We start from the raw sequence: 25725 nt of genomic DNA, 5'->3' as shown, positions 1-25725 counted from the left end.
AAATCCAAATTTTGCCGCTCGCTGGTTTCAAAGATCGATCGACGCGATATAATTAAAACAAACGGGTAAATCAATATTAGGAAAAAAAATACTTACCCATGAAAATTACAGAACTCAAGACAGCAGTAAAGCAACTTCTACAGAATGAACTTGCAGAGTTTGTCGAATGGTTTGAAGAGTTCCAAGAATCTCTTTGGGATAGGCAAATTGAAGATAATTTGAAAGCAAGCAAATTTGACACCTTGATGCGACAAGCAGAACAAGCATTTAGTGAAGGAAAGTGCAGGGAAATTTGAAGCATCTTACAACCCCTGAATTTTCTGTCGAATATCGTTGTTATTCATCGATCGAATTAGATTCATTCGCCGCCTTATTGTCACTATTTGAATCTTCAAATGTGCTGGTATTTTGAGGGGTATTTTCCAATAAATCCGCCTGTTTTAACAAGTGTCTGAGTAATCCAAATTTTAAAGATTTATTGCCGTGAATTGGCACAGAAATTCGGATTGAGCTTCCAGCTTTCCCGTAGATATGATGACTGCCTTGAACTCTTAATAATATCCAGTCATTACGTTCTAGCAGCTTGGCTAACTCTTTGCCAGACATGGAGTTCATATCGCAATCTCCATAATTTTGTCTCGCTCATTTGTCTCGATAGATTCAATATCTACACTTAAGCAACCTTCGATCGCTTCATAGAGGTTTTGCAGCAGTTCCTCAAAGGTTTCTCCCTCAGTTGCACAGCCAGGAATAGCAGGAACTTCTGCCCAGTATCCGCCTTCTTCTGCTTCGTGGATGATAATTTTGATTTTCAATTTATTCTCCTAATTTATTCTCAAAACTTATCTCTTTATTACTGTAGCAGACTTTACTCCTCCAAGTCCACCTGTTTAACCTGCTCTAAAGGTATATCTAGCGCTTCGGCAATTTGCTCGTCGCTTAAGCCAAACTGCCGTAATTTATCTATTGTTTCAATCTTAGTTTGATTTTTGCTTTCCTCCTGCAAGTCGGGAGTTTCCTGCTGACTTTCATCTGGGGTAGGAGTGGAGGGATTAGAACAATTGTTAATGTAGCTAATACCAATAATTTTTTGATTATTTTTATTACCGAGAGTTGTTATATTCTGATTTATATGCCGTTCTAAGACGGATTCAAGATTACTTTTTTTAACTGGTTCGCCAAACACCTCAGATAACATTTGCAAAAGCTCGTGACTGGCTTTTTTAACGTGCTGGGAACTATAACCATAAGTTTCTGCAACGTCAGAATACTTTTTACGATTCAGTATTCCAGCGATAATTTTGCGCTGCAAGTTGTTTAGATGTTTGCCTGTCTTGGCGCAGACAGCATCATCGACAAATTGCACTATCTGAGGACTGTCCATAGGTGGGATGGTGGGATAATTTTAGTTACTATAGCAAACTTTTTCCCACTTTTTCCCACTTTTTTGGCTTCGGATCGAATTTTTAGGAAGTTCCAACTTTTTCCCACTTTTTTTTCCTTGACAGTTTTTGTGCGATCGGTCTAGCATGGATGAGTCCGACACAAATATCTTACTAGAGTGTTGATTGACAGGTGCATAGTTGCGCCTAAGAGCTGAAAAGGGTGCCACTACATAACCTCAACCGTCAATTATTCTATAGGTATAATCAATGGCAACACTAAACCCATTTAAAAGTAATAAGGGTATTACTTTAGTAAGGAATGGAGTTATCACTCTAACTAAAAGAACAGTTCGCTTTTCAAAAAATGTTTACCAGACTCACAATATTACAAGTTTTAGTGAAGGAGAGGTAGATGTGGGAACGATTCCTTGGTGGATTATTGTAGTTGCTTTTTTATTTTCATCACTAAACGCTATGAATAACAACTACCTAGGCTGGTATTACTTTTTTCCTGGGATGGCTGGCGTAATATGGAACTTTTATAAGCCCAAACACTACGGTTTATTAATAAGTCTCAATTCTGGTGATAAGACGCTGTTTACTACAAATAAAACGGACAGTCTCAAGGAAATCATTGGACAAGTATATGATTTCATTGAAACTGAAAAAGAAGCAACTTATCAAATATCCATTAGTAATAGTAAGGTGAGTGGTAATTTTATACAGGGAAATGCTGGAGGAGACACTTCGTATCTTTCTGACGATTGAGCGAAAATGACACTAAAAGTAAACATTAGCAATTGAGGATGCTATCAGCTATGGAGCGGAAATCTGTAGACATGAATAACAGTAGCTTTAAGGGCAATTTGGTTCAAGGAAACGTCGGTGGAAATGTAGAGTATAAACCCGTATCGGAGAGTAAATTAATGTCAGAAAACTCCTATAATAATCATGGTCAGGTTGGAGCTATGGGTGAGAAAGCCAGCTCTGACAATAACATTTTTGTCCAGCAATCAGAACAGAAACAAAATCTTGCTGCTTCAGCAAAAGAAATTCAAGAACTTCTCAAACAGTTAGAGGTAACTAATCCTACGGCGACTGATGAGGAAAAGATTGCTCATGTTAATGATGAAACTACTCCCAGTTTCAAGCGTCGTGCGGTTGGTGCATTGCAGGCTGGCGGTGAAGCTGCGATCGAAGAGTTTTTAGACAATCCCTATGTCAATGTTGGGAAAGCGATAGTTAAAGGTTGGATGAAACCAGAATAGATTGTGGTGTGCGAAGTGCGATCGCCCTTACCAAAAAACTAAGTGCGATCGCCCGCAACTACCAAATCGTTTCAACGTGAGGATAGCTCAGAATCTTTTCATCACAAGTAACCAAAGGAATATCATACCGCCGCGCGATCGCTACTAAAATACGATCTGCTGGATCTTTGTGAAAATCCCCTGGAAGTTGCGTACTGTCGATCGCATCCAGCGGATTTAATGGCTCAATAACTATACCTGAATGAGTTCTCGCTTGTGCGTACCACTGTGCGATCGGCAAAGGTAAAGTAAGCTTTCCCAGACTCGATTTCACGGCTATTTCCCAAACGGAAATTGCAGAAACCAATAAACCGCTTTGGCTTTCCTCAGCCTCGATCGCACGATTTGCCACCACAGACAAATTACTCGGATCGTGCAGCAGCCAAAGCCAAATATGTGTATCCAGTAAAATCATGTACCCAGCGCATCCCATAAATCTGACATCGGCTCATCAAAATCCTCGGCAATTACCAACGGCATCCCGCGCAGAGGATAATGCTTTTGCGCGGTCAATCCAGCACTCGAAATCTCAGCCAAATCGATCGACACAGAAGGCTCAGACTGCGACAATCGCGTCTGACGCAAAAAACTCAATAGCACCTGAAGTACATCATCTGATGCTCGATCGATCTCATTGATTAATTCTTCTCGGAGTGTCACTATCGCACATTCTCCTTGCTAGACCTCATTAACCATTATATCCCAGTGGAACTTTATGCCATCCCACCACCTACAATACTTTTGGTGCTGATATAGCTTTGATGCAGGCAATGAATCTGGCGAACCACAACGAAAACTGATTATTATGCGATTTCAATACCCTACGCATCAAGACTGTTTCTCCTGCCAAATCGCCTCTCTTTCCGCTTCTAAACCCGCCAATAAATCATTTAAACCCACATTTTCATTTTCCATAATCGTGACAATCCGATCGATTCGTTGCGGAGCTTGAGGTTGTTTGGGAGCAAGCACAATCAAATTACCTATTTGGAGCAGCACCAACATATCTCCCCGATCGACTTTGAGAGCATCTTGTAATAACTGGGGAATAGTAATTTCCCCTCCCTGTCCCAGAAGAATCGGGAATTGTTGAATCTCTACATCCGTTTCTTGTGAAGTTATTGTCACGACGTTAACCTCAGCCTTTAGTGTTAAGTTTTTAAGAGTTTTTATTATAGCAATTTTTGAGCATTTTTTGTCAAACTCCCGTGGAAGTTGCAATTACTACGTTCACCTGCTACCGTTAACATAGACGCATCGTAGGAAAACAACCGATGACACTAACAGAATTACTCCCTACCATTAGACAACTGTCTGCGATCGAGAAACGAGAATTAATCCGCATTCTCATGGAAGAAGAGGATATGAGTGATGAAGAGGTGTGGAGCGATAAATTGGAAGCTACAACAGACGCTCAGTGGGATAGTCTAGCTGAGATAGTACGTCAGGAAATCGCTGCTGGTGACATTACCGTTTAAAGAAATTAGTCCTAGCGCATGGGGCCCAGAAACCGGGTTTTTTCCCAAATCTGCGGGTTACAACGAAGTATTCGTAAAAAAACCCGGTTTCTTTGGTGAGAAGTACGCCCTAACCCAAAAACTAAGTTCGCTCTCATTCCATCACATCATCTGTTGCAGGTTCGCCCGGATAAAAGCGATCGCTAAAAATGTCTTCTAAGGTATACGGGCAATTTTCTGGGAAAGTTTTTAGTGGCAAGTTGGTTTCTCCTGTTGCCAAATCTCTACCGCTTTCATATATCTTTTGTAATGCTTCCTGAAGATAGGGTTTAAGACTAGGGTTTTCTGACAGCAATTCTTGAGTATCGCGACGCTGAATGCGAATCGTCATTAACCAACTACGGCTGCGTCGTTTTCCTTGATATTCCCATTTTAATAAATGTCCAATTAACACCTTTAATCGATTTCTTAGTTCGGCACGTTGTTGTTTGCCCAATGACTCAATCTCCTCGATTAAATTCGGTAAATCTAGTTGATTCCATTCTCGTTCTTTCAATAATTTTGCTTGAGCATAAGTCCAAGCAAAAAAATCTGTTTCATACAGACTTTCTCTTAAATCTCCCGGTATTGGTTCGACTTTTGGTGATTGCATAAATATATCAAAACTTAGGTTTTTTTCATTGTATAACTTTGAAAAAAATATTGCCACATTTTTGGACGATCGCGCTAAGCCACTCCAAAGCCCGTATACTCGCGCACGTAAGGCGCTTGAAAACCCAAAATAATATCCTCCTTAGCCACACCCATTGCTACCAACTCATGGGCAATTCGCATCTCCGTTGTATTGTGCTCCACCCAAATTTTACCATCCTTAATATTTAAATGCAGCACGCATCCATGCACTCGCCGATTCCCATTCCAACCAACGTTAACAACTTGATAGCGATCTTGCTGAATATCAAAAATTGTTTGGGTTTCGATCTCACCATGAGAAATTGGAGTTGCCGCATATTCCGTTAATAGCGATCGAATTGACTGACGGTATAATTCTAGTTTATCCATTGCACAATCGCCTCATTCCATCACATCATCTGTTACAGGTTCACCAGGATAAAAGCGATCGCTAAAAATATCTTCTAGCGTATACGAACAATTCTCTGGAAAGGTTTTTCGTGGCAGGTTTGTTTCTCCCGAAGCTAATGCGATTCCTTTGCTGTAAGCTGTCTGGAGAGCTTCTTCTAGGTAAGGTTTGAGACTGGGATTTTCTTTGAGTAATTCTAATATATCGATACGCTGGATGCAAATAGTATTCACCCAACTGCGACTTCGTTTCGATATTTGATATTCCCATTTAAGCAAATGTCCAATCAAAATACTCAACCGATTTCTTAATTCAGCGCGTTGTTGTTTTCCCAATGACTCAATCTCCTCGATTAAATTAGGTAGGTCAAGTTGACTCCATTTTTGATGTTTGAGGAGTTTTGCTTGTTCCTCAGTCCAAGCGTAAAAATCAGTTTCATAAAGACTTTGCATTAAGTTTTCCGGTGTTTGTTCGACTTTTGGTGTTTGCATAAAATATCAAAATTTAACGTTGTATATAAGGATGTGCGGAATTTGCGATCGGCTCGAAATTAGAGCAAAGTTATCTACCTGCTTTCAACCACCCAAAAACCTGCTCTACTGTCAAATCTAATGTTAAAAAACTTGGCACGGGCAACCGATCTTGTTCCGTTAACTCAACGGGTTCTCCTCCGGGAATAAATGCTAAAATCAACCGTTCCTCTGGATCGATCAACCATCCGATCTGAGTCCCGTATTTCAAGCAGTGTAAAATATTACTAATCACCTTAGTTGCTTTTTGGTCTGGCGATAAAATTTCTACTGTCCAGTCGGGAGGAATTGCAAAGGAATTTGGAACTTCGCCATCTGCGTCAAAAGCGATTCTATCCCAAGCAAACACTGTAGCATCAGGTACAATAGAACGCCCGCCAAAAGTACACCGCAATTCGGGAAAAGCCAGAGCAATTTTTTCCGTTTCCGCAACCAGATTGACACTATTGCAAAACTTGAGTTGCAATCGAGAATGTTTGCCTTGAGGCATAATCTTTTGGTGAATGCGTCCGTTAATAAATTCACTCGCAGGTTGAGTTTCCGGTAGTTTGAGGAAAGCTTCGAGAGTCAGAGAAATTGGAAGTGCTGCTGTCATCGCTTTGAACTTCGGTGTCATTGTCACTCTGCCATAATTTTATCATTAACTCGATTCTGTATCTGTAGATCGATCGACCTCAGCCTCACCCTCATCCTCCAAAACTTCACCCAAATAGCGCTGCACAAACTCCCGCGCTGCATCTATATCTAGCAACTTTAAGGCCACAACTATCTTCACAAGCGAGTCTCCCGTTGGATCGATGAGCTCATTAAACCAACGATAGACAACAGAACTTCGCACGCCCATTGCGATCGCCAATTTGTTTTGGCTAATCCCATAGGTGTTCAGCACATCTCTCAAAACCCGACCAGCTTTCCCCATGCACCCCATGATGCCAAGGGAAGTCCCAGCCGTAAATCACTACACATATGTAGTTATTGCGCTATGATACTGGTAACTACATATATGTAGTGATTGGTTGATTTTGAAGATGAGGACTTCCCAATGGCTAAAGACTTTCTAACCGAACCGCCCAACGACACCCAACAATACCCAGATCCCACGGACGATCGAGCAAACCGGGAACCCGTGCGTATCATGGTTGTTGGCTCACGCGAAGGCATAACCGCCGTAGTAAATTGGCTGGTGCGACTGGGTTTTGCCCAAATGGCAGATTGGAGCGACTTGCAGCGCGCACCGAATACGGGCCAGTGGATGCGCGTGCTGACAAAATGGTTGCAAAAGAATTGAAGCAACTGACGATTCGGGCGATCGCATTTCATAAACCTGATGTTTGGGAATCGCGCGATCGCCCGTCAAGTTCGTAGGCGCAAGCCGTGGCGTAGCCATCGACCTTCTAATACAATTAAGACAGCGAACGTTGAGGTTGCCATGACATTAGTAGTTGTAGCTGAACCTGCACCCCTAGAAACTAATGCTGACGGTGTGGTGCGAGTGGGTAAAACTCGCGTGACTTTGGATACCGTCATTGCAGTGTTTAAGCAGGGAAGTACAGCAGAGGAAATAGTTTATCGTTATCCTTCACTCAGGTTGGCTGATGTGTATGCCGCGATCGCTTTTTACCTCAATCACCAGCAGGAAGTCGAAACATATTTGCAGCTTCGACAGCAACAAGCACAAGAGATTCGCAAGACGAATGAAGCAAGATTTGACCCCCAGGGATTGCGCGACAGATTAATGGCCCGCAAACAAGAGCGATCGCATGAAATTCCTAGCTGATGAAAACTTTGACAATACAATTGTTAGAGGTTTGATGCGTCGCAAACCAGATATTGATATTGTTCGCGTCCAAGATGTGGGCTTATCCGGTGAAGATGACCCAATAGTGCTGGAATGGGCAGCCCAAGAAGACCGGGTTTTGCTGACTCATGATGCGGCGACGATTACGCGCTATGCCTATGAACGTATGGCCGCAGGTAAGCCAATGTCAGGAGTTGTTGAAGTTACCTTCGACGCACCAATTGGTAGGGTAATTGATGATATTCTGATACTTTTGGAGTGCAGCTTTGAGGGAGAATTGGCAGGACAAATTCAGTATCTCCCTTTATGATAAATTTTAATTGTCTAATTTAGCATTTAGTTTAAAACTTTATTCCCGATTCCCACCATGGCATTCATCAACCCCAAAACCGATTACGCCTTCAAAAAGATATTTGGCTCCTCAGAAAGCAAAGACATTCTCATCAGCTTTCTCAACGCCATGATTTACGATGGCAATCCTACCATTCAAGACTTATAAATTATCAACCCCAACCTCCCGCCACAAGTAGAAGGATTAAAAGACTCCTCTTTAGATGTCAAAGCCAAGCTTGCCGACGGTACGATAGTAATTATTGAAATCCAGATATTAAACGTAGAGTCTCCTGATAAGAGAGTTTTGTACAAGGCTAACAAAACTTACGCCTCTCAATTGCAGAAAGGACAAGGATATCGAATGCTCAAACCAGTGATTGCCTTGACGATTACTGATTTCGAGATGTTTAAGAATAGGAACAACTTAATTTCGCAATTTGTCTACAAAGAAGAGATTTCTAACTTATCCTATCCCGATAACGATCTCAAGTTAGTATTTGTAGAATTACCGAAATTCACCAAAACAGTAGACCAACTAGAAACTCTAGCAGATAAATGGCTCTATTTCATGAAATACGCGGTAACGATAACGGAAATCCCGCCAGTAATGGATAGCGTCCCCGAAATCCATCAAGCTTTTGATATCGCCGATCGAGTGAATTTAAGCGCGGAGGAAATAGCAAATATCGAACGGCAAGAAATGTTTATTTACGACCAGCAAGGCACGATAATTAAAGCTGTTGAAGACGCTGTACAAGAAGAAAAACAGGCGATCGCACGGCAGTTACTCGATCGCCTAGATGACGCAACCATAGCCCAAATAACCGGACTTAGCGTTCAGGATGTGCAGAATTTGCGATCGGAAATTTGATGCGTCAAAAACCAGACATGACATTGTTCTCGTCCAATCTCTTAGTCTGCTTGGAGTGGACGAAAGTTTTTGTAGGGGCAATCCCCCCGTGGTTGCCCTGGTTTCAACTGATAAACTACCTCAAAAACAACTTATAAGCCGGATTCTGACTCTCATCCCCATACTGATAACCCAGCGTATCCAAAAAAGCCTGCCATTCCTTCATCTCATCAGGCGGCACTTGAATTCCCACCACAATTCGCCCGTAATCAGCCCCATTATTTCGATAGTGAAAAACGCTAATATTCCAGTTAGGACTCATGGAACCCACAAACTTCATCAACGCACCAGGACGTTCGGGAAATTCAAAGCGATAAAACAACTCATTATCCGCCAGCATCGAACGGCCGCCCACCATATGCCGCAAATGCAATTTAGTTAATTCATCATCAGTTAAATCCAACGTTTTAAAACCACAATCCTCAAAACTAGCCGCTATTTTTACCGCATCAGCGCGGTTTTGAATTTGCACGCCGATAAAAATATGCGCTGCTTTTTCATCCGCAATACGATAGCTAAACTCAGTTAAATTGCGTTTACCCAAACATTCGCAAAACTTGCGGAGACTTCCCGGTTGTTCGGGAATTGTCACTGCAAAAATAGCTTCCCGGCGTTCGCCAAACTCGGCCCTTTCTGCTACAAACCGCAGGCGATCGAAATTCATGTTTGCACCGCAAGCAACCGCAATTAGAGTTTCCCCTGCGATTTGTTCCCGTTCCACGTAAGCTTTCGCACCTGCGATCGCCAATGCACCGGCCGGTTCTAAGATCGATCGCGTATCCTCAAACACATCCTTAATCGCCGCACAAACATCATCCGTATCCACCAAAATAATCTCATCGACATATTCCTGACAAAGCCGAAAAGTTTCTTCGCCAACTTCCCGCACCGCCACGCCGTCAGCAAACAAACCCACCTGGGACAAACGCACCCGTTTCCCCGCTTTCAAAGACTGATTCATCGCATCAGAATCGACAGGTTCCACACCAATAATTTTAATTTCCGGCCGCAACCGTTTCACATAAGCACTAATTCCCGAAATCAATCCACCGCCGCCAATTGCTACAAAAATTGCATGAATTGGTTTCTGATGCTGTCGGAGAATTTCCATGCCGATCGTACCCTGGCCCGCAATCACATGGGGGTCATCAAAAGGGTGAACAAAAGTCATGCCTGTTTCCGCCTCTAATTGGCGCGCAAAAGCGTAAGCATCATCGTAAGTATCCCCATGCAAGACTACCTCTCCACCACGGGCTATCACCGCATTAACCTTGACCTGGGGCGTAGTTACGGGCATGACTATGATGGCGCGAGTTCCCAGGTGGCTGGCGGCGAGGGCTACTCCTTGGGCGTGATTTCCCGCAGAAGCTGCGATCGCCCCTTTTGCTAGCAACTCCGGCGAAAGTTGCGCCATTTTGTTATAGGCACCGCGCAGTTTAAAGGAAAACACAGACTGCATATCCTCTCGCTTCAGCAGCAGTTGATTGTTGAGTCGCGCTGATAGATTGGGGGCGACTTCTAGCGGTGTTTCTTGGGCGACATCGTAGACGCGGGCGGTGAGGATTTGTACTAGGTAATCGCAAAGCATGGGCTGAGGGGTGAGTAGATGCAGGATGGTGGGATAATTTTACTGCATTTGTGTTAGTATTTTGCGGGGAATGGCGATCGCAGTTCGCAGTTAACGAAAGATTCAGTCAACTTGGTTTGATTTAGTTACATAAATAGTCAATCCCTTTCTGGCATCGCGATCGAACTTTAACCCTACTTCTGCTTCCGAGGTTATTTCCAGGCGATCGTGGGAAATATCATTAAGCTGAATGCTCTCAACTTTAGCAGCGTAGCAGTAGGACAAGTTATCGTTAACTAAAACTAGAAAAACACATTCTCCTAAAGTTAATGTAACTTTCTTAACTTTGGCTACGCCTGCTTGCGGCTTTTTGAACCACTCAGTAATTTTAAGATGTTGAAACCTATTCTTTTTGATATCAATCAACAAACGCCCTATACCCTCTCGGTGGGTATTTTGGATTTTTTCTTCCAAGTCTGAATAGCGCGGAACCAAATCCGGCAGAAGTCGCAGCCAATCCGAAATTAAATCCTCAACGAAGCGCTCGTAAATAGCATACAATCTAGTTACCACAGCAGAGCGATCGTAAATTTCCCACTCCTCTTCGCTAGGCATTATCTCTATTAATATAGCCAATTCAGGATTGTCTTCCAACTTTTGTTTGTTTAAACTGTCTCGAAATACGATGATTCTAAGTCGATGGCTAGTCTCGACGATCCCACGGACTGTTGAAATTTTGACACTAACTTTCTGAAGAAGCTCCTCAAACATCGCAAGTTACTCTCCGATAACTTGCGAAAGCATTTTTTCAAATATCCCAATCCGCTGCTGAATTTCTGCCTTAGTTGTTCCACCTGCGATCGAAAAACGATATTCCGGTTTGTTAAAGAGGTTTTTTGTTTCTTCAAAAATCTGATCTTTTCTAGCAATTATTTTTGGTTCATCTGCCAAGTACCTACTCAAACCAACCATAATGGCATCATAATATGCTTTATCAGGATTTTTAGACCAATTTTGAGATTTAGGGTCAAATGGTTTAAATAAATGTTCTCCGTAAATTTGGTGAGCTATTGCAAGTGTTTTGACGAAAAGCTCTTTTAAGTAATTGAGTTCTCCATCAGTGAAATCCAAACTTTTCATCATGTACAAATCTAAAAAACCTTTCATTTCCAGCCGGAAATGCTCGACATTCCTCAAAGCAAAAAAACGCAGCACTAACTCGGCGTCTTCCATGTTTCTATAAAGAGCATTTTCTTTTAATTCTGCACTGCTATCGTCTGTCGGAATTCTCCAAGCCTCAGCAAATATAGGATGGCGCACTAATTTTAGCAAGAGTTCATTGAACTTTCCACCATAAAAAATATTTCTCACTTCCTGCTGGCTGAACTCTATTCTTCCCGTATTCAGACGTTCAAATGCTTTCTGTTTGAGAAACTTAGCTGATTCGGCATTAGAGGTTGATTCGGCAAGAATTGCTACTGATGATATAGAGCGTCTATCGATAGTAGCCCTAATTTTTTGAGGTAGTTTATTGTAGATATGTCCGTTAAATTGAGGCAAAATTTCCAGCCCTGTTAGTTCGAGATTGTTCTTATAAAACTCTTGAATAGCAGAGATTCGTTGCTGACCATCTAAGATTTCATAACGAGCTAAATCTTGTTTGTACAAAGTTATTGGAGGAACTGGAATATTGAGTATAAATGACTCAATTAATCTGGATTTCATCGTTGCCGTCCAACGACCTCTTCTTTGGTAGCTCGATTGCCTTTCTATATAATCAGACATCCTTAATGATTCGACAAACCGAGGAAGCTTTTCACGGTTAATTTCGGTAACGATTGGTGTTTCTTTGAAGTCGTAGAGCTGGTGGATATCGCGATCGAATCTGCGATGTTCAGGTGTGTTTTGTGGCGAACTCTCCCACATTTTTTGTTCAAATGGTGCAAGCTGCATTTCCGTAGTCTCCCTAAGCACAACTTGTTAATAATTATAGCATTTTCACGATCGCCCGATCGACTCAAATCTAGCAAAAAGTGCGATCGTCAACTATTTCCGCAGCAGAGGGAGCGCCCGTACCCGATATCAAATTAGAACCCCGACTTCATGAAGAAGTCGGGAGTATAGACCCATAAAACCCGTACTTTCCAACTCTGCATACATCTAATCTGGCCGTGCAAATCCAGTTCGAGGGTCGCTAATAAACAACCCTAAAACCAACGTTTCCATCACCGTGTCCCACACAGGAGTAAAACGCTCTCCATCATCCGCCCAATATTCAAAAGTAATCAAACACTGAACGTTAGAACCCAATCCAATACAAATCCGCGAATAAGCTTCCCGCTGTTCTTGAGGGTCGATAAAGTTGAATTCAGTCCAGACAATTCGGGCAGTTTGTCGCTTCAATTGGATGATTTCTCCCTTATCTATAGGGTTTCGACTGTCCTCATCTACCACTTGCTTTAATAGCGGAATCAACGGAAATTCCGACCATTCTCCAGGGGGAAGTAAATTAAACGATACTTCCAAACCACAATCATTATCCGGCGGTTTTTTATCCGTAAACCGGAACGAATTTACATCAGGTTCAAAATGCCAATTATTGGGTACATCAAAACGGACAGCACCTCTTCCGGCGACAAAGATGCGAGTTCCCGGTTTTGATTTCCAGTTATGATTTTCCTTGAGCTCTAGGGTTTCCTTGAGCCATTCTTGCTTTTTGCGCTTAGACATAAACAGAATACAAAACTGCTGCTAAGGTGTAGTATCAGACTTAGTAAACACATTTTAACCCTTTTTTGTTCCCCCTTTACTCCAAGATAACAATCCTTACAAAAATTATAACTCCCACTCTTCTCCATTCCTCTGTGTTCTCTGCGCCTCTGCGGTTTAAAAAAAAATCCCTGTCACAATTTACTAACTTTTATTTTTCCCTCTTGGGAATCACATATCTAATCCCGCCTTTATGTCCCTTCGCATCACCTCGGTAGCGGGGAATAATATGAATCGCAGCATGACTTCTACTTTGACCAGCATCTTTATGAATATTTATTCCCACATTAAAACCGTCAGGCTGAAATTCTTTATTTAAAATATCTTGCACTATATTAGCCATGAACCAACAAGCTGATTGTTCTCGAAACGGCAGTTCAAAATAATTAGCCACATGACGCTTCGGGATAATTAAAACATGACCTTTGCTGGCAGGATAACCATCAAACATGGCATAGGCTGTTGCTGATTCAGTTAGTAAAGTGAGCTGTTTATGTGGATTGCAAAAAATACAATGATTAGTTGAATTTCTTTGATGATTATAATGGACGTATTCATATATTTCACAAGACTCGTCTAAATGTGCTGACTTAAAGGGAAGTTTTACTATACACTGATAGGTAGGCTTTTTGTGGATATAATGTTCTCTAAAACCTTCTTTTTTGAGGTCTCTTCTCACAGCAAAATATGCTTTACCTCCTGGTTTCAGCAAATGCGATACTTCCATGATGACCTTAGCTTGTTCTTCAGGAAACAAAACATTCAAAACATAAAAACAAAGGATTGTATCGAATTTGTTTTCGGGATATACTGGAAAATAGTAAGGGTCATACCCTGCAATATCAAATCCTTTTTGATGCAATAATTTCACATCGTTGCCAAAGCCACAACCAAAGTCTAAAAGTTTACCTTGCAGCAGGTTTTGCTCCCATAAATATTTCGCCGGAAATGATAGGTAAATTCTTTCCATCGCCGTGAGGTGACTGAATTTGTTTTGCTGTTTTTTCATATTTAAATAAATTTAATTTCACTAACTTTAAAAGTTTAATATAAAAAATTTATGACGACAACTAGGTGGTGTTTGAGTTATATTATAGATTGTGTTTACCGAATATTCTTATGAATTTTTGTAGCGACAATGCAACGGGTGTTTCCCCAGAAATCATGGCTGCGATCGCAGCAGCTAATTATGGTAGTGTTTCATCCTATGGGGATGATGAATATACAAAAGGTTTGCAAGTTAAGTTTTCTGAACTATTTGAGACATCGGTGACGGTTTTTCCCGTAGCCACTGGTTCCGCTGCTAATGCTCTGAGTCTTGCGGTTGTGACACCTCCTTACGGTGCTGTTTATTGTCATGGGGAATCTCATATTAATCTGGATGAATGTGGCGCGCCGGAGTTTTTTAGCGGTGGTGCAAAGTTGGTGACAATAACAGGAAATCATGCTAAAATTGATGCAGGAACTTTAGAAAAAAGTCTCGCGCGCGCGGGTGTAGGAGTCGTCCACCACGTACAGCCAGCCGCCGTCAGCATCACTCAAGCAACGGAAGCTGGAACTATCTACACTCCGGTGGAAATTTCCCAGATTTCAGAAGTGGTTCGCCACCATAATTTACACCTGCATATGGATGGAGCTCGCTTTGCTAATGCTGTCGCCAGTCTTGGCTGTTCTCCAGCAGATGTGACTTGGCGGGCTGGGGTCGATATTCTCTCTTTTGGAGCGACTAAAAATGGTGCAATGGCGGTGGAAGCAGTGGTTTTTTTTAATGAAAAATTGGCCAATAATTTCCCTTTTTACCGCAAGCGTAGTGGGCATTTGTTCTCTAAAATGCGCTTTTTGTCTGCCCAGTTGTCAGCCTATATAACTGATGATTTGTGGCTAAAAAATGCTGCTCGTGCAAATCAGATGGCGGCTAAGTTAGCGCAAGGTTTGGCGGGAGTTGAGGGAGTAATTTTTTGTCATCCGGTAGAAGCGAATGAAATTTTTATTCAACTTCCTGAGTCGGTAATTGTGGCGGTTTTAGCTGAAGGATTCCAGTTTTATCGCTGGGATAAATCTACTGTGAGACTGGTCACGGCTTTTAATACTAAAGAAGAAGATGTTATTGCTTTGGTGGAAGCTGTTAAGCGCTATCTGTAATTATTTGATAGGGGCGGTTTTAATAATATCTAAGATTAATTCCGATGGCATCGGAATTAATATAACCCGAAATCAGGACACGACAATTGGGTTGGGCGGGTTTGAGAGATTGTTGGTTATTGGCAATTGGGTGCATCTTTGTTTGGCAAATATATTCGTAGGGGCGAAGCCATTTGTGTCAACTTAACGTCAAACTCTGTCAGAGACTGTTGTTTGACGACTAGGCCCAGATCCCCCCTAGCCCCCCTTAAGAAGGGGGGGACAGGAGTCTTCTCTTTCGTCCCCCTTGGGGATGCGAGGGGGATCTAGACTTAGGGAAAAACGAGATTTATCAAGGCTTTCAGGCTTAAATTGATACCTATGGGGCGAAACATGACCGCTGTAAATCTCTGGTTATTACTCATAAATTGTCGGCGGTCATGCTTCGCCCTTACAAAATCGGGATGATTCCTGGCAATTTTTATTGGTGGAACCCGCTGCTACATTTTGATCGATTCAGAAATCGGTTCTGCAACTGCGGTTAATTCCGGTTCAACTACTGCGAGGTGTTCTTCTAAAAGAGCCAGATTTCTGATGTTGGATTTATAAAAAGCATCGAAGATATCTCCGATTAAAGGTATGGAGCCGATGACTGCTTCTAGACTTATATTATAAATCATTTTTCCGAGAGTTTTGGGTGGCAGTTTGAATCTAGTTGCTAAATAAATTAAGTAAGCGGAAAATGCGGTATCTACTAAGTCGCCCGCACCTGGTACTAAACCGATAATCGGATCTAAGCCAATGCGAAATTTGGTGCCAGGGATGCCAATGGCGGTATCCATCAAACGGCTGAATTTGCGGATGCGGTTGAGAGTGGCAAGACGCTCTGTGTAGTTCATTTTATGATTGTTGAATTCGGTGGAAATATTGAAATCTGTCGGGAGCTAGATACTTGCTTTCAGTTGCAGAGTATTTTTTGGTAGTAACTTTTTGGGTAGTACCTAACTTAAAAGTGCGTACTTCCCATAATAGCTTTACTTGGTCTAAACTTGAAATATAACAAAAACACCCCTATAGGTTTCACAGAGGATTCGGAAAATGATTGCTATTCGCAAAAGTGAAGCAAGAGGACACGCAAATCACGGTTGGCTGGACAGTTATCACACATTTTCCTTTGCCAATTATTACGACCCCAAGTATATGAATTTTCGCTCTTTGCGGGTGATTAATGAGGATGTCATTAACGGTGGCAAAGGTTTCGGTACTCACGGTCACACGGACATGGAAATTATTACTTATGTGTTGGAAGGAGCATTAGAACATAAGGACAGTTTGGGTACTGGTGCGGTGATTAAACCTGGTGAAGTGCAGCGGATGAGTGCTGGTACGGGTATCAAGCATAGCGAGTTCAATCACTCGCCAACTGACCCGGTTCATTTACTGCAAATTTGGCTGTTACCCGATAGGAATGGATTGACACCAAGTTACGAACAGCGGGATTTTCCCTTAGCGGAAAGACAGGGAAGGTTGCGGTTAGTGGCGGCGCGAGATGCTAGAGATGGCGCTGTGAAAATTCATCAAGATGTGGATTTGTATGCGGCTGTTTTGGATAAGGATGCGCGGGTTTGTCATGTTTTACAGTCAAATCGGCATGGTTGGGTGCAAGTAGCGCGAGGCTCAGTTTTGCTAAATGGTTTGGCTTTGGAACAGGGGGATGGTGCTGCGGTTAGTGATGAGTCTGAGTTGGTGATTGAAGCTACAGCAGATGCTGAATTTTTGCTGTTTGATTTGGCATGAAATTGAATGCGAAATCCCCGACTTCTTTGAGAAGTCGGGGATTTTAGTCGATGACATCTGACTGCTAAAAATTGATTTCAAGAATTAACGGAAATATTCTTTTTAGGTCGCCCGCCTTTTTTGCCATTTTGCCTTGCTGCGGCAGATTTAGAGGTTGAAGTTGCCTTTCCTCCCTTCCGACCTAATTCAGCCATCCAAGATTTTGTCCCAAAAATACCTGGGATAAGTTCGGGAATACCAAAATCAACATCTAAACTTTCCCAGTGTACGCTGCTACCAGAAGGGGGTAGCCAAACATCAGCAAGTTGTTCTGGTGAAGCGCCTTCTAAGCCTTGTCCCAGCTTTGGAGGAAAAGAAAAAATGGCGCCATTTTTCAGTTTGATAGTAATTAAATCTTCAGACTGATTATAATACACAGATTCGGCGCGAGGCTCTGTAGCTTTGGCTTGTTTCCATGCTTCTTTTGCTTGGACTATTTGCTCTCGGAGATTTTCCTCGCTTAATTCTTTGTCCCAGTTTTTAAATGCCATGTATTTATTTCCATTTGCTTAACAGCGTTTAGTAAATAACTAGGATTCCCATACCTGCAATTTGTGTCAAAATATAGCACAACCCGGAAAACTTTTTCGTCAGTTGAGATATTGGTATGTTAAATTTAAAAAAAAATGAATTACAGCAAAACAATCCCGGCTGTTTTGAGTGCGACGATCGCCCTAAGCACCATCTCTCTTCTCCCCTTCACCTTACCTCAAATCGCCCTAGCCTTAACCGCCGACCAAGTTAAAACCGTTGCTAAAGCTGTCACTGTCCGCATTGAAGGGCCAAAAGGCGGTTCGGGAGTCATCCTAGAAAAAAAAGGTAACACCTACTATATTCTGACTAACTGGCACGTTGTAGACAAAGCCGGTGATTATCGGGTGATTACTCCCGATGGTAAATCTCACTCTATATATTATACTTTAATCCGGCGAATGCCCGGTGCGGATTTGGCGATCGTCCCCTTCAGCAGCCCTGAAAGCTATCCCCTGGCTCAATTAGCCAATTCCCCAGCAACTGCGGGAAAAAAGGCGATTGTGGCGGGCTGGCCGAGATCTGGTGGTTCCCTCCAACAGCCGATTTTCATTGCCACAGAAGGCTTGCTGACTGGCCGTCAGACTGCCTGGAACGGTTATACATTAGTATACAATAACTTGGTGAGAGCGGGGATGAGTGGCGGTCCGGTGCTCGACGATGGGGGGAAATTGATCGCAATTAATGGCATTGTGAAGCTTGAGAATAATTCTGATAAAATCGTGGCGGCGGGGATAGAAATAAATACTTTCATGAAATGGCGATCGACTATTTCGCTGCCAGTAGTCCCTGAATCTCCCACGGCCAGAACACCCTCAAATCCCATTAATAATTCGCCCCGCAAGTCTGCAAGTGCGATCGCCTTTGCTGCTACAAATACTCTCAAAGCCCCTGCGGAAGTAGTCAGTTCCGTTTCCTTGGCAACTGATTATTTTGCCACGGGAAATAGTAACGGCACTATCTCTGTTTGGAATTTTCCCGGTGGGGAATTGAAAACTACCCTGCGGAGTCACCGGGAAGCAGTAAATGCCGTAGCTATCAGTCCCGATCGCAAGATTTTAGCTAGTGGTAGCGATGACAAAACTGTCAAGATTTGGAATTTAGCAAATGGTGCTATTTTACAAACTTTTAGCGGGCATTCCGATGCGGTTTCGAGTGTGACAATTAGTGCCAATGGTGAGTTTTTAGTTAGCGGTAGTTGGGACAAAACGATTAAAATTTGGAATCTCAAAACCGGGGAGTTGCTACGGACTTTGACCGGGCATTCTGGCTTAGTAAATACTGTTGCCCTCAGTCCGACTGCTCAAATCCCCCCCCTTAGCAAGGGGGGGCTAGGGGGGGTATTAGCTAGCGGTAGCAAAGATGGTTCGATTAAGTTATGGGATTTAGCTACTGGTCAATTAATTCGCACGATTAGCGGCAAGAATTTATCGGTTTTGTCCGTAGCTTTTAGTCCCGATGGCAAGAGTTTGGCTGCGGGAAATGGCAACGGTACAATTGGTTTGTGGAATGTGGGGAATGGGCAGTTAATTCGGCGTTTGAGTGGCCATACGGATGGGGTTTGGTCGGTGGCAATTAGTCGCGATGGTAGTACACTCCTTAGTGGGAGTTGGGATAAGAGTATTAGGCTTTGGGATGTGCGATCGGGGGATTTGAGGGGTACTTTGACCGGGCATTCTGGCTATGTTAGTGCTGTGGCGATTAGTGGGGATGGGAAGATGATTGTGAGTGCTGGTTGGTTGGGGGAGATTAAGATTTGGAAACGGAGTTGAGTTTTTTTGTCAGGACTTAGGCATTATACTTCTGGGAGATGCCTAAAACCATCCTCCCACTTCCGAGTACGATCGCCTGTTGTGATAGATTTGGTTCTGACTGGACTAAACTCACAATCCCCCGGATTAGTCCGTGGGGTAACTTGGAAAATCTCAAATCTAACATCGCTTGACTTCTGAAAAATGATTGAAGTAGAACACTTAAGCAAAACTTACGGTTCCACCGCAGCGATCGCGGATGTGTCTTTCTCGGTCGAATCAGGGGAAATTCTGGGTTTTTTGGGACCTAATGGTGCCGGCAAAACCACAACCATGCGGATTTTGTCGGGATATTTGCCAGCATCCAGCGGTACAGCCCGTATCGCCGGTCTCGATGTTCACGAAAATTCGATGGCTGTCAGACAGCGCATCGGCTATTTACCAGAAAATCCCCCACTCTATCCAGAAATGACAGTGGAAGGATTTCTGTTTTTTGTGGCCCGAATTAAACAAGTACCCGCGGGCGATCGCGCGCGCTCCGTCACCTCAGCCATCGAACGCTGTGGCTTGGTCGAAAAACGGAAAGTTTTAATCCGCAAACTTTCCAAGGGCTTTAAGCAACGAGTAGGCATCGCTCAGGCGATCGTCCACGACCCCCCGGTAATTATCCTAGACGAACCAACCGTCGGTCTTGACCCCCGACAAATCATCGAAGTTCGCAATTTAATCAAAAGCCTTGGGGGACAACACACAATCATTCTTTCTACCCACATTTTGCCGGAAGTCAGTATGACTTGTAACCGCGTTACCATCATCAATGGCGGTCAAATTGTCGCAGCAGGTAGTCCCGAAAATTTGACTGGTGAATTGGCGGCTAATTCTGGCTATGAAATGGAAGTGGAAGGGGAACCAGAGTTATTGAACAGTCTGTTGTTACCTGCGGTAGAAAATTTACCCGGTGTTCGAGCGATCGAATTAATCTCCAATCAAGAGTCTTTAGCCGGTCGTTATCGCCTACGGGCACTGTGCGAACCCGATCGAGAACCGGGACGAGAAATTGCCGCAGCTATCATCGCCTCTGGTTTTGGACTCTGCGAAATGCGTCGCAATCGCGCTAGTTTGGAAGATGTGTTTTTAAAGCTGACAACGGCCCAAAAGAAGCAGGGAGATGTTTTAATTGAAACTGAACCGGAAGTAGCGAAAACTTTGGCAGTTGCAGAAACATTACAGGAAATAACTGATTCTCAATCTGCATCGGAATCGAGTGTAGAAACCTCACAATTAATCCCAGATTCTGAACCTGTTGTAGAAACCTCACAATTAATCCCAGAGACTGAACCTGTTGTAGAAACCTCACAATTAATCCCAGATTCTGAACCTGTTAGAGAAACCTCACAATTAATCGTAGATTCTGAACCTGTTGTAGAAACCTCACAATTAATCCCAGAGACTGAACCTGTTGTAGAAACCTCAGAATTAATCCCAGAGACTGAACCTGTTGTAGAAACCTCAGAATTAATCGTAGATTCTGAACCTGTTAGAGAAACCTCAGCATTAATCGTAGATTCTGAACCTGTTAGAGAAACCTCAGCATTAATCCCAGAGACTGAACCTGTTAGAGAAACCTCAGAATTAATCCCAGAGACTGAACCTGTGGTAGAAACCTCAGAATTAATCCCAGAGACTGAACCTGTGGTAGAAACCTCAGAATTAATCCCAGAGACTGAACCTGTTAGAGAAACCTCAGAATTAATCCCAGAGACTGAACCTGTTGTAGAAACCTCAGAATTAATCGTAGATTCTGAACCTGTTAGAGAAACCTCAGAATTAATCGTAGATTCTGAACCTGTTAGAGAAACCTCAGCATTAATCGTAGATTCTGAACCTGTGGTAGAAACCTCAGAATTAATCGTAGATTCTGAACCTGTTGTAGAAACCTCAGAATTAATCCCAGAGACTGAACCTGTTGTAGAAACCTCAGAATTAATCCCAGAGACTGAACCTGTGGTAGAAACCTCAGAATTAATCCCAGAGACTGAACCTGTGGTAGAAACCTCAGAATTAATCCCAGAGACTGAACCTGTGGTAGAAACCTCAGAATTAATCCCAGAGACTGAACCTGTGGTAGAAACCTCAGAATTAATCGTAGATTCTGAACCTGTTAGAGAAACCTCAGAATTAATCCCAGAGACTGAACCTGTGGTAGAAACCTCAGAATTAATCGTAGATTCTGAACCTGTTAGAGAAACCTCAGAATTAATCGTAGATTCTGAACCTGTTTTAGCAACAGAAGAGTCGATAAGTGATAGTGATGTGGAACCCGAACTGCAATCAGTAGCAGATTTTCTGGAAATTGTAGAAAAGCAAGAATTAATCGCAGATTCTGAACCAGAATCAGTTAGAGAGACAGAAAATGCGATCGCCCATCATGAACCTATTAGAGAGACAGAAGAATCCCTAGAACATGATGAACCTATTAAACAGACAGAAAATGCGATCGCCCATCACGAACCTATTAGAGAGACAGAAGAATCCCTAGAACATGATGAACCTATTAAACAGACAGAAAATGCGATCGCCCATCATGAACCTATTAGAGAGACAGAAGAATCCCTAGAACATGATGAACCTATTAAACAGACAGAAAATGCGATCGCCCATCATGAACCTATTAGAGAGACAGAAGAATCCCTAGAACATGATGAACCTATTAAACAGACAGAAAATGCGATCGCCCATCATGAACCTATTAGAGAGACAGAAGAATCCCTAGAACATGATGAACCTAAACCAGTTGTAGAAAGAGAATCTGTTATAGACACCGAAAAATCTAGTTCACACCCTCAATCTGAATCGAAACCAGTTGTCACAAATCGACAATTGAAAAAAAAGCAACCCCCTAGGGATGCTTCACCCGAACAACCACCACTTACCAAAAAACGACAAATAGAAAAAAAACAAAAAGCTAGTGACAACAGCGAAACACCCCCCGCTAGTGACACAGAATAAACCCATTCCCAATTCCCAATTCCCCATTCCCAATTCCCAATTACCCATTCCCAATTCCCAATTCCCAATTACCCATTCCCCATTCCCAATGTTAGTAATGATTAGTAATATTGTCGCGATTTACCGCAAGGAACTACAAAGCTACTTTGCATCGCCATTAGCTTATGCCATCGCCGCCGTCTTTTGGTTAATCACCGGCTATTTTTTAATAGCAATCCTCCTCGCCCCCGACGGATTAATTCCCCAAGTCACCCAGCGAGATCAAATGGGAATTACCGAACCTCCCATAGATGTAGCTTACGAATTCCTGCAACTATTTCTGCGAATCATGGGTTCCCTTTCATTATTCGTATTACCCGCACTCTCCATGGGACTTTACGCCGAAGAACGCAAACGAGGCACCTTAGAACTATTAGCCACATCACCCTTAACCAACTGGGCCGTTGCTACGGGCAAACTCCTCGGCGTTTTAACATTTTATACCACCATGTTGCTGCCCCTGCTCTCTTGCGAGGCGATCGCCCTCAGTTCCTCAACCCCTCCCGTACCCCCCGCCGTTCTTCTCCTAGGACACGGCGGCTTAATCTTGCTAGCAGCCGGAGTATTGTCCCTAGGAATGTTTATTTCCTCCCTCACAGACAGCACAATTTTATCCGCCATCCTCACCTTCGCTCTAGTATTATTTCTCTGGGTGATTGATGCAGCAGCAGTCGGTATCGGTGGGCCCTTTGGAGCAGCATTAGGACAACTTTCGCTCCTAACACATTACACCAATCTTGTCAAGGGAGTTTTCGATACCAGTAGTTTAATCATGTTTGCCACATACATTATTTTAGGAGTATTTCTCACCGCCCAATCCATCGATACCTTGCGCTATCAGCGTTCTTAAAAAAAACAAAATAGCCAGCAAACATAGGATTGCCAGAATTTAAAACAGGCACTATTTCCCAAGTAGTATAGTTACTTAAAGGTGATTTTTTTTCCGAGTTCATTCTACCAATTACCTCAAGCCATGAAATTCATCAATCCCAAAATAGACTTGGCATTCAAAAAAATATTCGGGACCACCGAAAACAAAGACATTCTGATTAATTTTTTAAACGCAATTCTCTATGAAGCACAGCCAGTCATCCAAGATTTAGACATCATCCACCCCCAGGAAGGAGTCGCAACCTTGGGAGTCACAGACACCTACCTAGATATCAAAGCTAAAATTAAGGGCGACAAAATCGCTCTCATCGAACTTCAATTACTCCACTTATCCTCCTTCGGAAACAGAGTTTTGTACAATGGTGGCAAAACTTACAGCCGGGAATTAACAGGAGAAGAACGCCACGAAAGACTAAAAACAGTAATTTCTTTAAAAATTGCCGATTTTGAAATGTTTGCCAATCAAACAGAAGTCATTTCACGATTTGTATTCAAACAAAAAGAACAAAAAACCGACGATCCCGATACAGAAATAGAGTTAGTATTTGTCGAAATGCCAAAATTCAACAAACAGTGGTCGGAATTAACAACAGCAGCAGACCAATGGATATACTTCATAAAAAACAGCAGCAGCCTGGATAGATTACCTGAAGATATAAACAAAAATAGCGAAATTTATAAAGCTTTTGAATTAGCAATAGAGGACAATTTTGATACTCAAGAATTAAAAGAATTAGAAAAACAGGAAATGTGGATTCAAAACCTACATGGTGCAGTAAATGTGGCAAGAGAAGAGGCGACAAAAAATGCTCAACTTTCGTTGATTTTGCGTCAAATAGTGAAAGGTTTAGGAACAATTGAACCCGAAACCGAAAACCGGATTCGTCAATTATCCCTAGAAGACTTAGAAAAGTTAGGAGAGGCTGTGCTTGAGTTCAAAAAAATGTCAGATTTAACCGATTGGTTGCCTACTTATTTAGGATAAAATAACATTCTTCAATATCAATTTTATGAAAACCAGAAAAAACAATTTCAAATACATTTTTTGGCTTGGCCCTCTCCTGATAGCAGCGGGATTAACAGCAGCCTTTGTCTCCGCAGCCTGGGAACCCCTGACAGTTGGTCTGGTGATTAGCGGAACAGTGACGATCGCACTATGGCTGCTATATTTAACTTACGAACAAGGCTTTTGGGGACGGCGTTCTACTCAAGCCAGCACCAACGCCCTGATTTCCACCATAGCTGTCTTCCTCATTCTCGGAGTAATTAACTTCGTAGCCTTTCGGTATCCAACCCGCATCGACTTAACCGAAAGCAAACAATTTACCCTCGCACCCCAGACTCAACAAATATTGCAAAATCTGCAAAAACCAGTCAAAGTTTGGGTATTTGACCCAACCCAAAACCCCCAAACCAAAGAATTGCTGCAAACCTATAAACGTCAGGGAGGCAAAAATTTTGAATACGAGTTTGTAGACCCCCTCGCCCAACCGGGAAAAGCCAGGGAATTTAACATTTCTACCATCGGAGAAGTTTACCTGCAATCAGGAGACCGAAAACAGTTGTTGCAAAAAGGTGGTACTACTTTTGGTAGTGACCCAAATCAAGGGCTTTCTGAAATCAAACTTACCAATGGCTTAGAAGAAATACTCAGCACTCGCATTCCTACAGTTTACTTTTTACAAGGTAAAGGAGAACGCCAGCCAAAAGAAGGTCAAGGTGGAATTCAGCAAGCTGAAAAAGCTCTGAAAGACAAATACTATAACACCAAAACGCTAAACTTGGCAGAAAGCAAACAGATACCAGAAGATGCAGATGCTTTAGTAGTTGCAGGTCCAGACAAACCATTTTCAGATACAGAAATTACAGCACTTAAAGCTTATCTCGATCGCGGCGGCAGTTTATTTTTAATGGTAGACCCAGCCATTAATATCGGATTGGACAAATTTCTGCAAGAATGGGGCGTAAAATTAGACAGTCGTTTGGCTATCGATGCTTCCGGGACTGGCCAAAGATTCGGCCTGGGACCGACGGTTCCTACAGTCCGACGTTACGGCCAACATCCCATTACTCAAAGTTTCGCCACTGGTATTTCATTTTATCCTTTTGCCCGTCCTTTGGAAGTCCAAGCCGTAGAAGGAATCGAGGAAAAACCCCTGATTTGGACCAGTCAGGAAAGTTGGGCCGAAAGTGATTTGACAACCCGGAAATTGGAATTCGATCCCAAGACCGATCGACAAGGCCCGCTATTATTAGGTGTAGCTTTAGTGCGATCGGAAACGGCTACAACTCCATCCACCCCATCACCCACCACATCACCATCCCCAACCACATCCCCATCCCCAACCACATCCCCATCCCCAACCACATCCCCATCCCCAACCACATCCCCATCCCCAACCACATCACC

At 42.8% G+C, this 25725-nt stretch carries 32 protein-coding genes and 2 pseudogenes; 15 read left to right on the top strand and 19 right to left on the bottom strand.

Features of this window, described 5'->3' with window-relative positions; translation table 11 throughout:
* Positions 1-98: 98 nt before the first annotated feature.
* The gene (locus AAFP14_RS21810; protein ID WP_341734303.1) at positions 99-296 is read left to right on the top strand and encodes a hypothetical protein; all 198 of its coding nucleotides are present in this window, start codon (positions 99-101) and stop codon (positions 294-296) included.
* A 40-nt stretch (positions 297-336) separates the two neighbouring features.
* Here the strand turns inward: AAFP14_RS21810 and AAFP14_RS21805 are convergent, their stop codons facing one another.
* The 3 genes from AAFP14_RS21805 to AAFP14_RS21795 are packed head-to-tail and all read right to left on the bottom strand — an operon-like array spanning position 337 to position 1384.
* Entirely contained in the window at positions 337-615 is a 279-nt protein-coding gene (locus AAFP14_RS21805) for a type II toxin-antitoxin system HicA family toxin (protein WP_341734302.1), read from the bottom strand.
* Positions 612-815 carry a type II toxin-antitoxin system HicB family antitoxin gene (locus AAFP14_RS21800; RefSeq protein WP_332960085.1) on the bottom strand — a complete coding sequence of 68 codons (204 nt, stop codon included), beginning with the start codon at positions 813-815 and terminating at the stop codon, positions 612-614. Before AAFP14_RS21800 ends, AAFP14_RS21805 begins: the two co-directional genes overlap by 4 nt.
* A gap of 53 nt (positions 816-868) precedes the next feature.
* The gene (locus AAFP14_RS21795; protein ID WP_341734301.1) at positions 869-1384 is read right to left on the bottom strand and encodes a helix-turn-helix domain-containing protein; all 516 of its coding nucleotides are present in this window, start codon (positions 1382-1384) and stop codon (positions 869-871) included.
* A 268-nt stretch (positions 1385-1652) separates the two neighbouring features.
* Here AAFP14_RS21795 and AAFP14_RS21790 point away from each other — a divergent pair, with 268 nt between their 5' ends.
* Entirely contained in the window at positions 1653-2153 is a 501-nt protein-coding gene (locus AAFP14_RS21790) for a hypothetical protein (protein WP_341734300.1), read from the top strand.
* 71 nt (positions 2154-2224) lie between these two features.
* Positions 2225-2653, top strand: coding sequence for a hypothetical protein (locus tag AAFP14_RS21785; protein WP_341734299.1), 429 nt, complete (start codon positions 2225-2227; stop codon positions 2651-2653).
* Positions 2654-2711: 58 nt separating this feature from the next.
* Here AAFP14_RS21785 and AAFP14_RS21780 read toward each other — a convergent pair whose 3' ends face one another.
* The 3 genes from AAFP14_RS21780 to AAFP14_RS21770 all read right to left on the bottom strand — a co-directional run bounded on the left by AAFP14_RS21780 (position 2712) and on the right by AAFP14_RS21770 (position 3820).
* Complete coding sequence (locus AAFP14_RS21780; RefSeq protein ID WP_341734298.1) at positions 2712-3107, bottom strand: type II toxin-antitoxin system VapC family toxin; 396 nt, start codon at positions 3105-3107, stop codon at positions 2712-2714.
* Positions 3104-3352, bottom strand: a complete 249-nt coding sequence (locus AAFP14_RS21775; protein WP_341734297.1) for a hypothetical protein — start codon at positions 3350-3352, stop codon at positions 3104-3106. Before AAFP14_RS21775 ends, AAFP14_RS21780 begins: the two co-directional genes overlap by 4 nt.
* A 168-nt stretch (positions 3353-3520) precedes the next feature.
* A complete protein-coding gene (locus AAFP14_RS21770; RefSeq protein WP_341734296.1) occupies positions 3521-3820 on the bottom strand; it encodes a hypothetical protein in 300 nt (99 codons plus the stop codon).
* Positions 3821-3966: 146 nt separating this feature from the next.
* On the opposite strand from AAFP14_RS21770, the gene AAFP14_RS21765 reads away from it, so the two are divergent.
* On the top strand, positions 3967-4170 hold the full coding sequence (locus AAFP14_RS21765; protein ID WP_341734295.1) for a hypothetical protein: 204 nt from the start codon (positions 3967-3969) through the stop codon (positions 4168-4170).
* A 133-nt stretch (positions 4171-4303) separates the two neighbouring features.
* Here the strand turns inward: AAFP14_RS21765 and AAFP14_RS21760 are convergent, their stop codons facing one another.
* The 5 genes from AAFP14_RS21760 to AAFP14_RS21740 form a co-directional block, all read right to left on the bottom strand.
* Positions 4304-4801 (bottom strand): DUF29 domain-containing protein, encoded by a 498-nt coding sequence (locus AAFP14_RS21760; protein WP_341734294.1) that lies wholly within the window; start codon positions 4799-4801, stop codon positions 4304-4306.
* Between the two features lie 74 nt (positions 4802-4875).
* Positions 4876-5211 (bottom strand): XisI protein, encoded by a 336-nt coding sequence (locus AAFP14_RS21755; protein WP_341734293.1) that lies wholly within the window; start codon positions 5209-5211, stop codon positions 4876-4878.
* Positions 5212-5223: 12 nt separating this feature from the next.
* Complete coding sequence (locus AAFP14_RS21750) at positions 5224-5721, bottom strand: DUF29 domain-containing protein (RefSeq protein ID WP_341734292.1); 498 nt, start codon at positions 5719-5721, stop codon at positions 5224-5226.
* Between the two features lie 70 nt (positions 5722-5791).
* On the bottom strand, positions 5792-6355 hold the full coding sequence (locus AAFP14_RS21745) for a Uma2 family endonuclease (protein ID WP_341734291.1): 564 nt from the start codon (positions 6353-6355) through the stop codon (positions 5792-5794).
* A gap of 45 nt (positions 6356-6400) precedes the next feature.
* Complete coding sequence (locus AAFP14_RS21740; protein WP_341734290.1) at positions 6401-6679, bottom strand: helix-turn-helix domain-containing protein; 279 nt, start codon at positions 6677-6679, stop codon at positions 6401-6403.
* 123 nt (positions 6680-6802) lie between these two features.
* Here AAFP14_RS21740 and AAFP14_RS21735 point away from each other — a divergent pair, with 123 nt between their 5' ends.
* From AAFP14_RS21735 to AAFP14_RS21720, 4 genes and pseudogenes are all read left to right on the top strand, one after another.
* Positions 6803-7048: a hypothetical protein gene (locus AAFP14_RS21735; RefSeq protein WP_341734289.1), complete on the top strand. Its 246-nt coding sequence runs from the start codon at positions 6803-6805 to the stop codon at positions 7046-7048.
* A gap of 39 nt (positions 7049-7087) precedes the next feature.
* Positions 7088-7537, top strand: coding sequence for a DUF433 domain-containing protein (locus AAFP14_RS21730; protein ID WP_341734288.1), 450 nt, complete (start codon positions 7088-7090; stop codon positions 7535-7537).
* The gene (locus AAFP14_RS21725; protein ID WP_341734287.1) at positions 7521-7868 is read left to right on the top strand and encodes a DUF5615 family PIN-like protein; all 348 of its coding nucleotides are present in this window, start codon (positions 7521-7523) and stop codon (positions 7866-7868) included. Before AAFP14_RS21730 ends, AAFP14_RS21725 begins: the two co-directional genes overlap by 17 nt.
* A 57-nt stretch (positions 7869-7925) precedes the next feature.
* Positions 7926-8762, top strand: a pseudogene (locus tag AAFP14_RS21720) (Rpn family recombination-promoting nuclease/putative transposase).
* A 115-nt stretch (positions 8763-8877) separates the two neighbouring features.
* Here the strand turns inward: AAFP14_RS21720 and ilvA are convergent.
* The 5 genes from ilvA to AAFP14_RS21695 form a co-directional block, all read right to left on the bottom strand.
* Entirely contained in the window at positions 8878-10389 is a 1512-nt protein-coding gene (gene ilvA, locus AAFP14_RS21715; RefSeq protein ID WP_341734286.1) for a threonine ammonia-lyase, biosynthetic, read from the bottom strand.
* 102 nt (positions 10390-10491) lie between these two features.
* Positions 10492-11139: an MAE_28990/MAE_18760 family HEPN-like nuclease gene (locus tag AAFP14_RS21710; protein ID WP_341734285.1), complete on the bottom strand. Its 648-nt coding sequence runs from the start codon at positions 11137-11139 to the stop codon at positions 10492-10494.
* Positions 11140-11145: 6 nt separating this feature from the next.
* Positions 11146-12321, bottom strand: coding sequence for a DUF262 domain-containing protein (locus AAFP14_RS21705; RefSeq protein WP_341734284.1), 1176 nt, complete (start codon positions 12319-12321; stop codon positions 11146-11148).
* 207 nt (positions 12322-12528) lie between these two features.
* A complete protein-coding gene (locus AAFP14_RS21700) occupies positions 12529-13098 on the bottom strand; it encodes a hypothetical protein (RefSeq protein WP_341734283.1) in 570 nt (189 codons plus the stop codon).
* A 190-nt stretch (positions 13099-13288) separates the two neighbouring features.
* Positions 13289-14146 (bottom strand): HIT domain-containing protein, encoded by an 858-nt coding sequence (locus AAFP14_RS21695; protein WP_341734282.1) that lies wholly within the window; start codon positions 14144-14146, stop codon positions 13289-13291.
* 110 nt (positions 14147-14256) lie between these two features.
* On the opposite strand from AAFP14_RS21695, the gene AAFP14_RS21690 reads away from it, so the two are divergent.
* Positions 14257-15279, top strand: a complete 1023-nt coding sequence (locus AAFP14_RS21690; protein ID WP_341734281.1) for a threonine aldolase family protein — start codon at positions 14257-14259, stop codon at positions 15277-15279.
* 479 nt (positions 15280-15758) lie between these two features.
* On the opposite strand, the gene AAFP14_RS21685 is transcribed toward AAFP14_RS21690, so the two are convergent.
* Positions 15759-16157 (bottom strand): DUF4112 domain-containing protein, encoded by a 399-nt coding sequence (locus AAFP14_RS21685; protein WP_341734280.1) that lies wholly within the window; start codon positions 16155-16157, stop codon positions 15759-15761.
* Between the two features lie 199 nt (positions 16158-16356).
* Here AAFP14_RS21685 and AAFP14_RS21680 point away from each other — a divergent pair, with 199 nt between their 5' ends.
* On the top strand, positions 16357-17055 hold the full coding sequence (locus AAFP14_RS21680; protein WP_341734279.1) for a pirin family protein: 699 nt from the start codon (positions 16357-16359) through the stop codon (positions 17053-17055).
* Between the two features lie 77 nt (positions 17056-17132).
* Here the strand turns inward: AAFP14_RS21680 and AAFP14_RS21675 are convergent, their stop codons facing one another.
* The gene (locus AAFP14_RS21675; protein WP_341734278.1) at positions 17133-17585 is read right to left on the bottom strand and encodes a DUF2442 domain-containing protein; all 453 of its coding nucleotides are present in this window, start codon (positions 17583-17585) and stop codon (positions 17133-17135) included.
* Positions 17586-17720: 135 nt separating this feature from the next.
* On the opposite strand from AAFP14_RS21675, the gene AAFP14_RS21670 reads away from it, so the two are divergent.
* A complete protein-coding gene (locus AAFP14_RS21670) occupies positions 17721-19397 on the top strand; it encodes a trypsin-like peptidase domain-containing protein (protein ID WP_341734277.1) in 1677 nt (558 codons plus the stop codon).
* Positions 19398-19413: 16 nt separating this feature from the next.
* Here the strand turns inward: AAFP14_RS21670 and AAFP14_RS21665 are convergent, their stop codons facing one another.
* The gene (locus AAFP14_RS21665) at positions 19414-19563 is read right to left on the bottom strand and encodes a hypothetical protein (protein WP_341734276.1); all 150 of its coding nucleotides are present in this window, start codon (positions 19561-19563) and stop codon (positions 19414-19416) included.
* A gap of 17 nt (positions 19564-19580) precedes the next feature.
* Between AAFP14_RS21665 and AAFP14_RS21660 the strand changes: the two are divergent.
* The 4 genes and pseudogenes from AAFP14_RS21660 to AAFP14_RS21645 all read left to right on the top strand — a co-directional run.
* A pseudogene (locus tag AAFP14_RS21660) lies at positions 19581-20687 on the top strand (ABC transporter ATP-binding protein); the annotation flags it as partial.
* Positions 20688-22473: 1786 nt separating this feature from the next.
* Positions 22474-23274, top strand: a complete 801-nt coding sequence (locus AAFP14_RS21655; protein ID WP_341734332.1) for an ABC transporter permease — start codon at positions 22474-22476, stop codon at positions 23272-23274.
* Between the two features lie 123 nt (positions 23275-23397).
* Positions 23398-24300, top strand: coding sequence for an Rpn family recombination-promoting nuclease/putative transposase (locus tag AAFP14_RS21650; RefSeq protein ID WP_341734275.1), 903 nt, complete (start codon positions 23398-23400; stop codon positions 24298-24300).
* A 25-nt stretch (positions 24301-24325) separates the two neighbouring features.
* Positions 24326-25725 (top strand): GldG family protein (locus AAFP14_RS21645; protein ID WP_341734274.1); only part of this gene is annotated, 1400 nt, incomplete at its 3' end.

This window comes from Microcoleus sp. EPA2 (assembly GCA_020882975.1).
In the GTDB taxonomy this organism is placed as follows: domain Bacteria; phylum Cyanobacteriota; class Cyanobacteriia; order Cyanobacteriales; family Microcoleaceae; genus Microcoleus.
The sequence above is the reverse complement of the archived record's forward strand: the minus strand, read 5'-3'. Positions and strand labels throughout refer to the sequence as shown.

Excerpts from the sequence above, each read along its gene's own strand:
- AAFP14_RS21810 (WP_341734303.1), top strand. The coding sequence starts at position 99 with ATGAAAATTACAGAACTCAAGACAGCAGTAAAGCAACTTCTACAGAAT.
- AAFP14_RS21805 (WP_341734302.1), bottom strand. The coding sequence starts at position 615 with ATGAACTCCATGTCTGGCAAAGAGTTAGCCAAGCTGCTAGAACGTAAT.
- AAFP14_RS21795 (WP_341734301.1), bottom strand. The coding sequence starts at position 1,384 with ATGGACAGTCCTCAGATAGTGCAATTTGTCGATGATGCTGTCTGCGCC.
- AAFP14_RS21790 (WP_341734300.1), top strand. The coding sequence starts at position 1,653 with ATGGCAACACTAAACCCATTTAAAAGTAATAAGGGTATTACTTTAGTA.
- AAFP14_RS21785 (WP_341734299.1), top strand. The coding sequence starts at position 2,225 with ATGAATAACAGTAGCTTTAAGGGCAATTTGGTTCAAGGAAACGTCGGT.
- AAFP14_RS21780 (WP_341734298.1), bottom strand. The coding sequence starts at position 3,107 with ATGATTTTACTGGATACACATATTTGGCTTTGGCTGCTGCACGATCCG.
- AAFP14_RS21765 (WP_341734295.1), top strand. The coding sequence starts at position 3,967 with ATGACACTAACAGAATTACTCCCTACCATTAGACAACTGTCTGCGATC.
- AAFP14_RS21760 (WP_341734294.1), bottom strand. The coding sequence starts at position 4,801 with ATGCAATCACCAAAAGTCGAACCAATACCGGGAGATTTAAGAGAAAGT.
- AAFP14_RS21755 (WP_341734293.1), bottom strand. The coding sequence starts at position 5,211 with ATGGATAAACTAGAATTATACCGTCAGTCAATTCGATCGCTATTAACG.
- AAFP14_RS21750 (WP_341734292.1), bottom strand. The coding sequence starts at position 5,721 with ATGCAAACACCAAAAGTCGAACAAACACCGGAAAACTTAATGCAAAGT.
- AAFP14_RS21745 (WP_341734291.1), bottom strand. The coding sequence starts at position 6,355 with ATGACAGCAGCACTTCCAATTTCTCTGACTCTCGAAGCTTTCCTCAAA.
- AAFP14_RS21740 (WP_341734290.1), bottom strand. The coding sequence starts at position 6,679 with ATGGGGAAAGCTGGTCGGGTTTTGAGAGATGTGCTGAACACCTATGGG.
- AAFP14_RS21735 (WP_341734289.1), top strand. The coding sequence starts at position 6,803 with ATGGCTAAAGACTTTCTAACCGAACCGCCCAACGACACCCAACAATAC.
- AAFP14_RS21730 (WP_341734288.1), top strand. The coding sequence starts at position 7,088 with ATGTTTGGGAATCGCGCGATCGCCCGTCAAGTTCGTAGGCGCAAGCCG.
- AAFP14_RS21725 (WP_341734287.1), top strand. The coding sequence starts at position 7,521 with ATGAAATTCCTAGCTGATGAAAACTTTGACAATACAATTGTTAGAGGT.
- ilvA (WP_341734286.1), bottom strand. The coding sequence starts at position 10,389 with ATGCTTTGCGATTACCTAGTACAAATCCTCACCGCCCGCGTCTACGAT.
- AAFP14_RS21710 (WP_341734285.1), bottom strand. The coding sequence starts at position 11,139 with ATGTTTGAGGAGCTTCTTCAGAAAGTTAGTGTCAAAATTTCAACAGTC.
- AAFP14_RS21705 (WP_341734284.1), bottom strand. The coding sequence starts at position 12,321 with ATGCAGCTTGCACCATTTGAACAAAAAATGTGGGAGAGTTCGCCACAA.
- AAFP14_RS21700 (WP_341734283.1), bottom strand. The coding sequence starts at position 13,098 with ATGTCTAAGCGCAAAAAGCAAGAATGGCTCAAGGAAACCCTAGAGCTC.
- AAFP14_RS21695 (WP_341734282.1), bottom strand. The coding sequence starts at position 14,146 with ATGAAAAAACAGCAAAACAAATTCAGTCACCTCACGGCGATGGAAAGA.
- AAFP14_RS21690 (WP_341734281.1), top strand. The coding sequence starts at position 14,257 with ATGAATTTTTGTAGCGACAATGCAACGGGTGTTTCCCCAGAAATCATG.
- AAFP14_RS21685 (WP_341734280.1), bottom strand. The coding sequence starts at position 16,157 with ATGAACTACACAGAGCGTCTTGCCACTCTCAACCGCATCCGCAAATTC.
- AAFP14_RS21680 (WP_341734279.1), top strand. The coding sequence starts at position 16,357 with ATGATTGCTATTCGCAAAAGTGAAGCAAGAGGACACGCAAATCACGGT.
- AAFP14_RS21675 (WP_341734278.1), bottom strand. The coding sequence starts at position 17,585 with ATGGCATTTAAAAACTGGGACAAAGAATTAAGCGAGGAAAATCTCCGA.
- AAFP14_RS21670 (WP_341734277.1), top strand. The coding sequence starts at position 17,721 with ATGAATTACAGCAAAACAATCCCGGCTGTTTTGAGTGCGACGATCGCC.
- AAFP14_RS21665 (WP_341734276.1), bottom strand. The coding sequence starts at position 19,563 with ATGTTAGATTTGAGATTTTCCAAGTTACCCCACGGACTAATCCGGGGG.
- AAFP14_RS21655 (WP_341734332.1), top strand. The coding sequence starts at position 22,474 with ATGTTAGTAATGATTAGTAATATTGTCGCGATTTACCGCAAGGAACTA.
- AAFP14_RS21650 (WP_341734275.1), top strand. The coding sequence starts at position 23,398 with ATGAAATTCATCAATCCCAAAATAGACTTGGCATTCAAAAAAATATTC.